Here is an 11,934-nt window from a genome sequence, read left to right as displayed (position 1 = left end):
CACAGGCGCTGCTACCGAAATGCTCAGTCGCCGTCTCAGCCAGTCAATGGCGTCGTCCATGGAACACTCTTGTCGCTTATGGAAATGCCGCACACTGGGCATCTCGGATCGGTCAGCTATCTTAATTGGATGATCAATTAATTTAGGCACGGCTTTTGCCTAGGGAGATGCAGCTGATCTGGGGCTATGGTTAACCAGAATGAAAATAAAGAGCCGCGTGCTGCAACGAAGGCTCAAGATACCGTGCTTAGCGTGAGGAACTCTCTGATGTCGCAGTCCAACCAAGGGCCCCAGGTCCAGAACCGTGTTCCCCAGTCCATCGGTTTTCTGCTGTTGGACAACTTCACCCTGATTTCCTTGGCCTCGGCGATCGAGCCCTTGCGCATGGCCAACCAGCTGTCCGGCAATGAACTCTACCGCTGGCACACCCTGACCCAGAACGGCTTGCCGGTGTGCGCCAGCGACGGCCTGCAGATCACTCCGGATGCCGGCCTGGACGATGCCCCGGCCATGGATGTGGTGATCGTCTGTGGTGGCGTGGATATCCAGCACAGCGTTTCCCGCGAGCACCTGCACTGGCTGCAGGTCCAGGCCCGCCACGGCCGCCAGCTGGGCGCCGTCTGTACCGGCAGCTGGGCGCTGGCCAAGGCCGGCTTGCTCGATGGCCACGACTGCAGCGTGCACTGGGAGTTCCTCGCGGCGATGCAGGAAGCCTTCCCGCGCGCGGCGGTCACCACCCGCCTGTTCTCCATCGATCGCAGCCGCTGCACCTCTTCGGGCGGCACCGCGCCCATGGACATGATGCTGCACCTGATCGGTCGCGAGCATGGTCGCGAGCTGGCCGCAGCGATTTCCGAGATGTTCATCTACGAGCGCATCCGCAACGAGCAGGATCACCAGCGCGTGCCGCTCAAGCACATGCTCGGCACCAACCAGCCGAAGCTGCAGGAAATCGTCGCCCTGATGGAAGCCAACCTGGAAGAGCCGATCGATCTCGACGAGCTGGCCACCTACGTCGACGTGTCGCGCCGTCAGCTCGAGCGCCTGTTCCAGAAGTACCTGCATTGCTCGCCGTCGCGCTACTACCTCAAGCTGCGCCTGATTCGCGCGCGTCAGCTGCTCAAGCAGACCTCGATGTCGATCATCGAGGTGGCCTCGGTCTGCGGCTTCGTGTCGACCCCGCATTTTTCCAAGTGCTACCGCGAATATTTCGGCATTCCGCCGCGCGACGAGCGCGCCGGACAGACGTCGACCACCGTGGTAGGTCTGGTGCCCATGCCGGAAGACCTGATGCGGCCATCGCTGTCCCCGGCCACCAGCACGGCGCTGAGCCGGGCCAAAGGCGAATCCACCTTCGCCAGCGTCAAGGTCTACCCGCACCGTTCGCAGTAAGCGGCCGGCCAAAGAAAAGGGGCGCCTCGGGCGCCCCTTTTTTGTACCCGGCTGGGATCAGCGCGGTACCAGCGCCGGCAGCAGACGGCGGGAAATCGCCTCGCGTACGGCGGGCAGCAGGGTGGCATTGCCACCGAGCAACTCTTCCACCAGCTTGCGCAGGGCCTTGGCCCGTTCCGGGTCGAGGCCGCTGACGGCGTACTCGCAGGCTTGCTCGGCGCTGGCCCCGGCAGGGATTGACAGCCCGAGCGCCACCAGGCGATCGCGGAAGTCGTCTTGGTCGATCAGGTCGGCATGCATCATGGTGCGGAGTCTCCCTCAATTAACGACGTAGGATGGGTTCGCCGCGCTGCGGGTCACCCATCGCATCGCCGGCATGGGTATCGCTCTGCTCAACCCATGCTACGCATTGGTCGCCGCGGCTAGCGCAGCACCCCTTCTTCGATCAGCAGCTTGAAGATAGCCTCGGCGCCCTGCTCTGGCGAGACATCCTTGAGCACCTGGCCGCCGCCGCCGGAGGCCTTGGCGGTGGCCGCCTTCATCCGCTCGGCACCACTCTTGGCCTTGATCACCTTGAGCCGCTTGGGGCGCGGGCGCGCCGGTTGCAGCTGAGCTTCGGCGAGCAGGCTGTCCTCGACCACGGCCACGTCCTCGGCCACCAGCTGGCCACGTCGTGCCGGGCCATAGGCGCTCTGACGGGCGGCGGGGGCGGCGTTGTCGACGCTGGCGAGAAACGGCAGGCGCACCTTGAGCCGGCGGCGCTGGCCGCGCGGCAGCGCCTGCAGCACTTCGGCCACGCCGTTGTCGACCTTTTCCACCTCGGCCAGGCCGACCACCAGTGGCCAGCCCAGCTGTTCGGCCAGGAGGAAGGGCAGCATGCCCGAGCCTTCGCCAGTTTCCGCCTGGCTGCCGGTCAGCACCAGCTGCGCGCCGGAATCCTTCAGGTAGTTACTCAGCAGGGGCAGGGCATCGCCCTGCTTGGGCTGCTCGAGCACGGTCATCTCGCTCAGGCCCATGCCCAGGTAGGCGCGCAGGGCTTCTTCGTGCGGGTCGCCGGCGTGCAGTACCTGCAGTTGGTCGCCGGCCAGGCGCAGGCCGAGTTCGACCGCGCGGGCATCCTGCTCGGCGCGACGGGCGCGGCCGGAGGTCGGGTGGGCCCCGACCGAGACCAGGCTGATGATATTCAGGGACTTAGGCTGCATCGCGTGCGCCTCCTTGACGGTACTCGGTGGCCAGCTTGATCAGGGCGGCGAGGATCTCGGCGGAGTCGCCGATCACCGACAGGTCGGCGCGCTTGATCATGTCGCAGCCCGGGTCCATGTTGACCGCCACCACCTTGTCGCAGGCACCGATGCCTTGCAGGTGCTGGATGGCGCCGGAGATGCCGACGGCCAGGTAGACCCGTGCGGTGACCCAGGTGCCAGTGGCGCCCACCTGGCGGTTGCGCGGCATGAAACCGTCGTCCACAGCCACCCGCGACGCGCCTTCGGTGGCCCCGAGGGCCTCGGCTGCCTGGTGGAACTGGGCCCAGTCCTTGACCCCGTTGCCGCCGGAGAGGATGAACTCGGCTTCGGCCATGGGGATCAGGGCCGGGTTGACCGCCACCGCGCCGAGGTCTTCGATGCGTGGCAGGCAGCGGGCGATCTTGTCTTCCAGCTGCAGCGGACGCACCTCGTGGCGGGTGTCGCTGACCGGATCGGCGCATTCGACGGCGGCCAGGATCAGCCGCGGCGCGCTGCGCAGCAGGTCTTGCTGGCCGGCGCCGGCGCGACCGATGCACTGGCCATCGGCGACCTGCCAGACCCGCGTGGCCGGGCGCTCGCCGAGCTTGGCGGCCAGCCGGCGGCCGAGCTCGCCACCGCCGGTGCGGCTGTCCGGCAGCAGCCAGTGGCGCGGCGCCAACTGGCTCTCCACCGCGCTCAGGGCCAACACCCGTTGCTCGGGGGCATAGCCGTCGAAGACCTCGCCTTCGATGTGCAGCAGGCGGTCGACGCCGGCGGTATCGAAGGCGGTTTCCTTGTAGTCGCCGAACACCACGGCGACCACGGCGCCGTCGCTACCGGCCAGCTTGTTGGCCAGGCCGAGCAGGTCCTTGTCGTGGCTGCTCAGGCGACCACCGACCATGTCCGGCACCACCACGATGTGGAAGGCCGGTTGCTCGACCACGTGCAGCGGCAGCTGGACCACCGCGCTGGCGGCCGAGCGCTTGCCGGCGCCGCCTTGCTGGGCGCCACTGCGGTCGATGCGCTTGATCCCGTTGGGGCCGATGAAGCCGACCGCGTGGGGGTTCTTGCGGATGACGCCGTTGGGCCCCATCCAGCTGCTTTCGACTTTCTGCATGGCCGCATGCAGCGGATGCAGGCGGTTGCGGGCGATCCATTCGGCCCGCGGATCGCGGCGGATGATGTCGCTCATCAATGCACCTCCAGGGCTTCACGCTTGGGCGGCGTAGGGTTCTTGGGCTGCGCCGAGGGCTCGATCAGCACGTCGGCGACCAGTTCGGCGATGTCCTTGATCTGCGGCCGTGGCTCGACCACGCCTTCGAGCATCGCGGTGCACTGCGGGCAGCCCACGGCCACCAGCTCGGCACCGGTTTCCTTGATGTCGACCATGCGCATGTCGGGAATCCGCTGCTTGCCGGGGATGTCGGTGATCGGTGCACCGCCACCGCCGCCGCAGCAGCGCGAGCGGAAGCCGGAACGCTCCATCTCCTTGACCTCGATGCCGATGGCCTTGAGCACGCTGCGCGGGGCTTCGTACTCGCCGTTGTAGCGGCCCAGGTAGCAGGGGTCGTGATAGGTCACGCTGCCGCCCTTGTGCTGGCCCAGGCTGAGTTTCTGTCCGCTGATCAGCTCTTCCATGTAGGTGCTGTGGTGCAGGACCTGATACTGGCCGCCGAGCGCCCCGTATTCGTTCTTCAGCACGTGGAAGCTGTGCGGATCGCAGGACACGATCTTGTTGAAACGGTACTTGGCCAGGGTGGCGATGTTGCGCTTGGCCAGGGTCTGGAAGGTCGCCTCATCGCCCAGGCGGCGGGCCACGTCACCGCTGTCGCGCTCTTCCAGGCCGAGCACGGCGAAGTCGACATTGGCCGCCTTCAGCACCTTGACGAAGGCTCTCAAGGTTCTTTGATTGCGCATGTCGAAGGCGCCGTCGCCGACCCAGAACAGCACGTCGGTTTCCTTCTTGTCGCTGAGCAACGGCAGGTTGAGGTCCGCCGCCCAGTTCAGCCGGCCGCCGGGGGCGAAGCCGCCGGGGTTGTCGGTGGCGATCAGGTTGTCCAGCACCTCGGCGCCCTTGTTCGGGGTCGCGCCCTTTTCCAGGGTGAGGTGGCGGCGCATGTCGACGATGGCGTCGACGTGCTCGATCATCATCGGGCACTCCTCGACGCAGGCACGGCAGGTGGTGCAGGACCACAGGGTGTCGGCCTCGACCAGGGCCTTGCCCTGCAGGTTGACGATCGGCTGGTGCGGGCCGCCGCCGTGTTCGCCCAGGGGAATGCCCGGGTAGGGGCTGCCGGCAAACTTGGCGTCGGTACCACCGGCCAGGCCGATGACCATGTCCTGGATCAGTTTCTTCGGGTTCAGCGGCTGGCCGGCAGCGAAAGCCGGGCACATCGCCTCGCACTTGCCGCACTGCACGCAGGCGTCGAAGCCGAGCAGCTGGTTCCAGGTGAAGTCGGTGGGCTTTTCCACCCCCAGCGGGGCGTTGCGATCATCCAGGTCGAGGGCCTTGAGGCCGGTCGAGCGACCGCCGCCGAAGCGCTCGGCGCGGCGGTGCCAGGCCAGGTGCAGGGCGCCGGCGAAGGCGTGCTTCATCGGCCCGCCCCAGGTCATGCCGAAGAACAGCTCGGACACGCCCCAGGCCACGCCGACCGCGAGCAGCAGCGCCAGCAGCCAGCCGCCGAAGCCTTCCGGGAGGATGCCGGCGACCGGCAGGGTGGCGATGAAGAAGCTTGCCGCGAACATCAGCAGGCTCTTCGGCAGGCGCATCCACGGGCCCTTCGACAGGCGTGCCGGGGGATTCAGGCGGCGCTTGGCGACGAACAGGGCGCCGACGAACATCAGCACGGTGGCCGCCAGCAGGGCGAAGCCGAGCAGGCGGTTATGCAGGCCGAAGCCGTGGACCAGGATCGCCAGCGCGGCGGCCAGGACGAAACCGCCGGCAGTGGCCACGTGGGTCTTGGACATGTACTTGTCGCGCTCGACCACATGGTGCAGGTCGACCAGGTAGCGGCGCGGCATGGCCAGCAGGCCGCCGAGCCAGTCGACCTTGGCCGGCCGGCCACGGCGCCACATGAGGAATCGCTTGCCGGCGCCGAGCACGGCCAGGCCGAGTGCGGCAAACAGCAGAATGGGAAGAATGGTGTTCAACATCGTTTGGTCTCCTTGTAGGGACCGGCCAAGCTGCGCAGAAACCGTAAGATGGGTTAGCCGCGTGGCGGCGTAACCCATCGTTAGGCGTTACGGGCGCTGCCTGTCGGCAGCGCGAGTGGGGCGGCCTCGCGGCCGGCCCACCCTGGGGGGCTTTAGAAGTCCTTGCACAGACGCAGGGCGTCGTAGATCGCCGCGTGGGTGTTGCGCTGGGCCACGCAGTCGCCGATGCGGAACAGCAGGTAGCCGTCGCCGGCCTCGCTCAGGCACGGTTGCGGCTTGATCGCAAACAGCGCCTCGACGTCGATCTGGCCCTTGTTGCGCGAGCCTTCCTTGAGAGCGTAGTAGAGGGTCTCGTCCGGACGAACGCCGTTCTCCACCACCACCTGGTCGACCACCCGCTCTTCCTTGGCGCCGGTGTACTCGTTCTCCAGTACCGCCACCAGCTTGTCACCCTCGCGGTAGACCTTTTCCAGCATCAGGTCGCCGGTCATGATCACTTCTTTCGGGTACATGCTGCGGTAGTAGGTGGGGAAGGTGGTACCGCCCATCGCCACGCCCGGCTTGATGTCGTCGGTGACGATCTCCACCTGGCTGCCCTTGTCGGCCATGAAGTCGGCCACCGACATGCCGGTGAACTCGCAGATGGTGTCGTACACCAGCACGTTCTTGCCGGGCGCGACCTTGCCATCGAGCACGTCCCAGCTGCTCACCACCAGGCCTTCGTCGGCGCCCCAGTGCTCGTTCTGCTCCAGGTACGGATGACCGCCGTTGGCCAGCACGATGATGTCCGCGCGCATGTCCTGGATGGTCGCCACGTCCGCGCCGGTGCTCAGGCGCAGGTCGACGTTCAGGCGCGCCAGTTCCAGCTGGTACCAGCGGGTGATACCGGCGATCTGGTCACGCTGCGGCGCCTTGGACGCCGTGGTGATCTGCCCGCCGAGCTGGTCCTTCTTCTCGAACAGGGTCACGTCGTGGCCACGTTCGGCCGCCACGCGGGCCGCCTCCATGCCGGCCGGGCCGCCACCGACTACCACCACCTTGCGCTTGGGCCCGGTGGATTTCTCGATGATGTGCGGCACGCCCATGTATTCACGGGAGGTCGCGGCGTTCTGGATGCACAGTACGTCCAGGCCCTGATACTGGCGGTCGATGCAGTAGTTGGCGCCGACGCACTGCTTGATCTGGTCGACCTGGCCCATCTTGATCTTGGCGATCAGGTGCGGGTCGGCGATGTGCGCGCGGGTCATGCCGACCATGTCGACGTAGCCGCCCTCGAGAATACGGGTGGCCTGGTTCGGGTCCTTGATGTTCTGCGCGTGCAGCACCGGGACCTTGACCACTTCCTTGATGCCGGCCGCCAGGTGCAGGAAGGGCTCCGGCGGGTAGCTCATGTTGGGGATGACGTTGGCCAGGGTGTTGTGGGTGTCGCAGCCCGAACCCACCACGCCGATGAAGTCGATCATGCCGGTGGCGTCGTAGTACGCGGCGATCTGCTTCATGTCGTCGTGGGACAGACCGTCCGGGTGGAACTCGTCACCGCAGATACGCATGCCCACGCAGAAGTCGTCGCCGACTTCCTTGCGCACGGCCTTGAGCACTTCCAGGCCGAACTTCATGCGGCCCTCGAAGGTGCCGCCCCATTCGTCGGTACGCTTGTTGACTCGCGGCGACCAGAACTGGTCGATCATGTGCTGGTGCACGGCCGACAGCTCGATGCCGTCCAGGCCACCTTCCTTGGCCCGGCGCGCGGCCTGGGCGTAGTTGCCGATCACCCGCCAGATTTCCTCGACCTCGATGGTCTTGCAGGTGGCGCGGTGTACCGGTTCACGGATGCCGGACGGCGACATCAGGGTTGGCCAGTTGAAGCCGTCCCAACGCGAGCGACGGCCCATGTGGGTAATCTGGATCATGATCTTGGCGCCATGCTTGTGCATGGCGTCGGCCAGATTCTGGAAGTGCGGGATGATGCGGTCGGTCGACAGGTTGACCGAGGCCCACCACTCCTGCGGGCTGTCGATGGCTACCACCGAGGAGCCGCCGCAGATGGCCAGGCCGATGCCGCCCTTGGCCTTCTCTTCGTAATACTTGACGTAACGGTCGGTGGTCATGCCGCCGTCGGTCGCGTAGACCTCGGCATGGGCAGTGGACAGCACGCGGTTACGGATGGTCAGTTTGCCGATCTGAATCGGCTGGAACATTGCTTCGAAGGCCATGACGGGTTCCTCGACTTAGAGCGGCTTGACGATGAAGAGGCCGTGGTCGTGGCCTTCTTCCGAAGCGCCGTAGACCTGCTCGGCGACGGTACGGATCGGGCTGCCCTGGGCGGCCAGGATCTGATCCATGGCGCCGGCGAACCAGCCGGTGAACATGTAGTCGACCTTGCGACCGCACTTGCCATAAACGTAGACGAAGGCCGAGTGGTCCAGGCGAATCTTGGCGGTGCCGGCCTCGACGTCGATCTCCTCGATGCTGAACAGGCCCCAGCCGCGCTGCGACAGACGCTTCATGTAGTGCTCGTAGACCGCCACGCCGGACAGGCCATGGCACTCGGCTTCCTTCTCGCACCAGTGCCAGGCGGACTTGTAGCCGGCCTTGTAGAGGATCTCGGCATAGCGCTCGGCGCCCAGCTCTTCCTCGATGCCGATGTGGTTGTTGACGAAGAAGTGGCGCGGTACATAGAGCATCGGCAGGGCGTCGGTGGTCCAGACGCCGGTTTCGCTGTCGACTTCGATAGGCATTTCGGGTGCGTGTTTTGCCATGATCTTCAAACTCCAGAATTCGGTGGTCTAGCACCCTCTGCCTGAGGCAGAGGGGCGGGAATGTGAGGGAGAGGGCTTATTCGCCCCAGACGTCCTTGAGTACGCGTACCCAGTTTTCGCCCATGATCTTGCGCACGGTGCGCTCGGGCATGCCGCGCTTGAGCAGGGTTTCGGTCAGGTTGGGGAATTCGCCGACGGTGCGGATGCCCAGCGGGTTGACGATCTTGCCGAAGTTGGTCAGGCGACGGGCGTAGCCCTTGTCATGGGTCAGGTATTCGAAGAATTCCTTGCCGTGACCCTGGGTGAAGTCGGTGCCGATGCCGATGGCGTCCTCGCCGACGATGTTCATCACGTACTCGATGGCCTCGGCGTAGTCGTCGATGGTCGAGTCGATGCCCTTGGCCAGGAAGGGGGCGAACATGGTCACGCCGACGAAACCGCCGTGGTCGGCGATGAACTTCAGTTCCTCGTCGGACTTGTTGCGCGGGTGCTCCTTGAGGCCCGACGGCAGGCAGTGCGAGTAGCACACCGGCTTCTTCGACTCGAGGATGACTTCCTCGCTGGTCTTGCTGCCGACGTGCGACAGGTCGCACATGATGCCGACCCGGTTCATCTCGGCGACGATCTCGCGGCCGAAGCCGGACAGGCCGCCGTCGCGCTCATAGCAGCCGGTGCCGATCAGGTTCTGGGTGTTGTAGCACATCTGCACGATGCCCACGCCGAGCTGCTTGAAGATCTCCACGTAGCCGATCTGGTCTTCGAACGCGTGGGCGTTCTGAAAGCCGAACAGGATGCCGGTCTTGCCCAGCTCCTTGGCCTTGCGGATGTCGGCGGTGGTGCGCACCGGCATCACCAGGTCGCTGTTCTCGCGGATCAGTTTCTGGCTGGCGGCGATGCTGTTGACGGTGGCCTGGAAACCTTCCCAGACCGAGACGGTGCAGTTGGCCGCGGTCAGGCCGCCCTTGCGCATGTCTTCGAACAGTTCGCGGTTCCACTTGGCAATGATCAGGCCATCGATAACGATGCTGTCGGCGTGCACTTCGGCTGGGCTCATCAGGCGGTCCCCTTTAGTCTGCTGTCGCCAAACCCGGTGTTGGCGCTTGGGGGGAGCATATCCCTGGGGGGCAGGGCGACCCGGTGCAAAAACGACCGGGGTATTGCCGAAAGCGTCAATGGCCGGTCGTGAACGGATAAGCCGTCGGCAGCGACCGCCGCCAGCGCCGCCGCGGGATTCGGCGGCGTGCCGGCCGGTGCGAGCGCGGCCCTGCTGGCGCGATCAGCCGACGGCCGACTGTTCGTGGCGATCCTGGCTGGGGCAGGTGGCGAAACGGGCGCGGTAGCAGCGGGAGAAATACGAGGACGACTCGAAGCCACAGGCCAGGCCGACCTCGAGCACGCTCATGTCGGTCTGGCGCAGCAGCTGGCGCGCCTTGTCCAGGCGCAGGTTGAGGTAGAAGCCCGAAGGGGTCTCGTCCAGGTGATGGCGGAACAGGCGCTCCAGTTGCCGCGGGGTGACCTTGACCAGGTCGGCCAGGGCCTGGGAACTGAGCGGCTGCTCGCTGTGGCGTTCCATCTCGCCGATCACCTGCACCAGCTTCTTGTTGTGCAGGTCATAGCGGCTGGCGATCTGCATGCGCTGGTGATCCTGCCGCGAACGGATGCGACTGAGCACGAACTGTTCGGAAACCTCCAGGGCCAGCTGCTCGCCATGCTTGCGCCCGATCAGGGTCAGCATCAGGTCCAGGGTGGCGGTGCCGCCGGCGCTGGTGATGCGCCGGCCGTCGATTTCGAACAGCTCCTGGGTCACCGTCAGGCGTGGATAGCGCTCCTTGAACGCCTCTATCGCCTCCCAGTGCAGGGTCAGGCACTGGTCGCCGAACAGCCCGGCCTCGGCCAGCACGAAGCTGCCGGTGTCGATGCCGCCGAGCAGCCCGGCCTCGCGGTCGGCCCGGCGCAACCAGGCGCCCAGGCGCGCATTGAAGTGCAGCAGCGGCTCGTAGCCGGCCACCACGAACAAGCTGTCGCCGGCCGCCGGCAGTTCCAGGGCGCTGTCGACATTCAGCGACATGCCGTTGCTCGCCTGCACCGCGTCGCCGTCCTGGCTGAGCAGGCGCCAGGCGAAGGCATCGCGGCAGAAGCGGTTGGCCGCCCGCAGCGGTTCGATGGCCGACATCAGGCCCATCATGGAAAAGCCGGGTAGCAGAAGAAACTGGAACGTCTGGGGCATGGCCGCGCTTTCGCAAAGTTCACGACCTTACTAGAAGCCAGTTTGCTCAATGGAGCAAGCGCAAGAGTCGTTATGGTTCAACAGGTAGTCGTTCTAGTGCGTTTTCTCCCCATCCTTGCTGCGTACTGTTAGGCACATCGGGTGCACTTGGGCCCGACCACGGGACGGGGCGCCGCGCTCCGGAAGAATGACAAGTAGATCCGTAACGCCACACGAGGGCACATTGATGAAAGGTCTCAAGGTAATCGCCGGTTGCTGTTTGCTCACGCTGTTCAGTTCGTCGCTGATGGCCGCCGAGCAGGCCAGCTGCCAGAAGGCGCGCATCGGTCTGGTCGGCTGGACCGACGTGGTCGCCACCACGGCCGTGGCCGCCACCCTGCTCGAAGGCCTGGGCTATGAAACCACCCAGACCCAGGCCTCGCAGCAGATCATCTTCTCCGGCATCGGCAAGAAGCAGGTCGACTTCTTCCTCGGCTACTGGAAGCCGCTGATGGACGACAACATCAAGCCGTTCCAGGACAAGGGCGACGTCAAGGTCCTCGCCGAGCCGGGCCTGGCCGATGGCATCTCCAGCCTGGCGGTGCCCAGCTACCTGGCCGAGGCCGGCCTGAAAACCTATGCCGACATCGCCAAGTTCCGCGACCAGCTGGACGGCAAGATCTACGGCATCGACCCGGGCACCGGGGCCAACACCACCATCCAGAAGATGATCGACAGCAACCAGTTCGGTCTCGGTGGATTCAAGCTGGTCGAGTCCAGCGAGGCGGCCATGCTCGCCGCGGTCACCCGTGCGGTGAAGGCCAAGAAGCCGGTGGTGTTCTTCGGCTGGAAGCCGCACCCGATGAACATCAAGATGGACCTGACCTACCTGACCGGTAGCGAGGATGTGTTCGGCCCCGACGAAGGTCTGGCCACCGTGTGGACCGTCACCGCCCCCGACTATGCCCAGCGCTGCCCGAACGTCGGCCGCCTGCTCGATAACCTGACCTTCAGCGCCGCCCAGGAAAGCCAGCTGATGGAGCCGATCATGGCCCGCGAAGACGCCAAGGCCGTGGCGCGCCAGTGGCTGAAGGACAACCCGCAGGACCTCAGCCGGCTGCTGGCCGGGGTGACCACCGTCGATGGCAAGGACGGCCTCGCCGCCGTGCAGGCCAGCCTCGAGTAACCCGGGCAGCCCACG

At 65.8% G+C, this 11,934-nt stretch carries 10 protein-coding genes; 2 read left to right on the top strand and 8 right to left on the bottom strand.

Annotation, left to right across the window (positions count from 1 at the left end; all coding sequences use genetic code 11):
* Window positions 1-267: 267 nt before the first annotated feature.
* Window positions 268-1,392 (top strand): choline metabolism transcriptional regulator GbdR, encoded by a 1,125-nt coding sequence (gbdR, locus tag AB5S05_RS00110; RefSeq protein WP_369285361.1) that lies wholly within the window; start codon window positions 268-270, stop codon window positions 1,390-1,392.
* A 57-nt stretch (window positions 1,393-1,449) separates the two neighbouring features.
* Here gbdR and AB5S05_RS00105 read toward each other — a convergent pair whose 3' ends face one another.
* The 8 genes from AB5S05_RS00105 to AB5S05_RS00070 form a co-directional block, all read right to left on the bottom strand.
* Entirely contained in the window at window positions 1,450-1,695 is a 246-nt protein-coding gene (locus tag AB5S05_RS00105; RefSeq protein ID WP_369285360.1) for a hypothetical protein, read from the bottom strand.
* A 119-nt stretch (window positions 1,696-1,814) separates the two neighbouring features.
* On the bottom strand, window positions 1,815-2,594 hold the full coding sequence (etfB, locus tag AB5S05_RS00100) for an electron transfer flavoprotein subunit beta (protein ID WP_369285359.1): 780 nt from the start codon (window positions 2,592-2,594) through the stop codon (window positions 1,815-1,817).
* On the bottom strand, window positions 2,584-3,807 hold the full coding sequence (gene etfA, locus AB5S05_RS00095) for an electron transfer flavoprotein subunit alpha (protein ID WP_369285357.1): 1,224 nt from the start codon (window positions 3,805-3,807) through the stop codon (window positions 2,584-2,586). Before etfA ends, etfB begins: the two co-directional genes overlap by 11 nt.
* Window positions 3,807-5,768 carry a dimethylglycine demethylation protein DgcB gene (gene dgcB / locus AB5S05_RS00090; RefSeq protein ID WP_369285356.1) on the bottom strand — a complete coding sequence of 654 codons (1,962 nt, stop codon included), beginning with the start codon at window positions 5,766-5,768 and terminating at the stop codon, window positions 3,807-3,809. Before dgcB ends, etfA begins: the two co-directional genes overlap by 1 nt.
* 152 nt (window positions 5,769-5,920) lie before the next feature.
* Window positions 5,921-7,981, bottom strand: coding sequence for a dimethylglycine demethylation protein DgcA (gene dgcA, locus AB5S05_RS00085; protein ID WP_369285355.1), 2,061 nt, complete (start codon window positions 7,979-7,981; stop codon window positions 5,921-5,923).
* Window positions 7,982-7,996: 15 nt separating this feature from the next.
* Complete coding sequence (locus AB5S05_RS00080) at window positions 7,997-8,527, bottom strand: DUF5943 domain-containing protein (RefSeq protein ID WP_369285354.1); 531 nt, start codon at window positions 8,525-8,527, stop codon at window positions 7,997-7,999.
* Window positions 8,528-8,603: 76 nt separating this feature from the next.
* Window positions 8,604-9,581: a dipeptidase gene (locus AB5S05_RS00075; RefSeq protein WP_369285353.1), complete on the bottom strand. Its 978-nt coding sequence runs from the start codon at window positions 9,579-9,581 to the stop codon at window positions 8,604-8,606.
* 222 nt (window positions 9,582-9,803) lie between these two features.
* The gene (locus tag AB5S05_RS00070) at window positions 9,804-10,754 is read right to left on the bottom strand and encodes a GlxA family transcriptional regulator (protein ID WP_369285352.1); all 951 of its coding nucleotides are present in this window, start codon (window positions 10,752-10,754) and stop codon (window positions 9,804-9,806) included.
* Between the two features lie 226 nt (window positions 10,755-10,980).
* Here AB5S05_RS00070 and choX point away from each other — a divergent pair, with 226 nt between their 5' ends.
* A complete protein-coding gene (gene choX, locus AB5S05_RS00065; RefSeq protein ID WP_369285351.1) occupies window positions 10,981-11,919 on the top strand; it encodes a choline ABC transporter substrate-binding protein in 939 nt (312 codons plus the stop codon).
* Window positions 11,920-11,934: the final 15 nt, after the last annotated feature.

This window comes from Pseudomonas zhanjiangensis, assembly GCF_041027545.1.
GTDB lineage: Bacteria > Pseudomonadota > Gammaproteobacteria > Pseudomonadales > Pseudomonadaceae > Aquipseudomonas > Aquipseudomonas zhanjiangensis.
This window is presented reverse-complemented; position numbering and strand designations above follow the sequence as displayed.